The 1,102-nt window shown below is 62.6% G+C and carries 1 protein-coding gene and 1 pseudogene; both read right to left on the bottom strand.

The window, feature by feature from the left end; translation table 11 throughout:
• A partial coding sequence (locus FOS14_RS24485) for a transposase (RefSeq protein WP_185981909.1) occupies nt 1–251 on the bottom strand: 251 nt, incomplete at its 3' end.
• A 10-nt stretch (nt 252–261) separates the two neighbouring features.
• A pseudogene (locus FOS14_RS25060) lies at nt 262–1,102 on the bottom strand (hypothetical protein); the annotation flags it as partial.

The raw sequence follows: 1,102 nt of genomic DNA, 5'->3' as shown, positions 1-1,102 counted from the left end.
TTCCGGGTGTTCCCGTCCGCGCTGCCGCCGCGCTCGTGGCGGTCGTAACCGAGGTGATCGTCCAGCTCGCCCTCCAGCGCCGACTCGACCACCCGCTTGGTCAACTGCCCCAGCAGCCCGTCCTGGCCGGTCAACTTCAACCCGTCGGCCCGAGCACGCGCCACAAGCTGGGCGATCAGTTCGTCGTTGCTCAACGGCGACAACACGGACGAAGGTGATTCGACCAAAGAATCCTCAGTCACAGCAGTCACGGTAGCCTCCTTATTTCTCTGGAGTTACACCGTTCACTGTACGGACCCTCGCCGAACGGATCGTCTGCGCCGTGATGTCTTCGTTCGTTGGCGTTTCCACCGTGGTAAGTGGAGGCGGCGGAGGCGCGTACGTCGGTGAAGGAACGTATTCCGTCGTTGTCGTTGTCGTTGTCGTCGGGACATATGTCTGCACCGGCGGTGGCAGAATCGGAATCGGCAACGGAGACAATGATGTTGGAACATAATTGTCCGTGGTGATTCCTGCCTGAGTCGCTGCGACATCACCCCCGGCAACGGAGCTCTGCGAGCTGTGCCCCGCCCTTACAAGCACAACGGCAAGAATGCCCACCACGAGTAGCGGAAGTGCGATTATTGCCGTCCACGCCGCTGCAGGGAGTCTTCGGCTGCTGCTTACCGACAACGCAGCCGAATGTACAGCCGGCACGCTGTCGATATGGGTCGCCGTATGCAGCCTCGCTCCTGTCGAGCCGTACGGACTGCCCGCATGGGCGAGTGGCGCTGTTGGCGGCATCGTGGAAGCTGTTGCAGCTACCTCGAGCAATGCCGGTTCCCAGTCGGTGGCTTTGGGCCGGGCAGCCGGATCCGGGGAGAGCGCCCGAACGATGAGGTCCCGCACAGCGGCGGGAACGGTGGCCGGCAGATGATCGGGATGACGGGCGCCTTGATCACCGACGAACAACCGCAACGCCAACAACCCGAGCTTGAAATTATCCGACGCCGCCGTACCCAACTCCTCGCCCGGATTCACCGCCCGCACCTCCCACCCCGGTGTCTCCAACTGCGGCGTCACCGACCGACCCTGAAACCGCATCGCATCACAATCGATGAAA

Origin of the sequence: Skermania sp. ID1734 (genome assembly GCF_007489285.1) — a bacterium.
Classification (GTDB): domain Bacteria; phylum Actinomycetota; class Actinomycetes; order Mycobacteriales; family Mycobacteriaceae; genus ID1734.
This window is presented reverse-complemented; position numbering and strand designations above follow the sequence as displayed.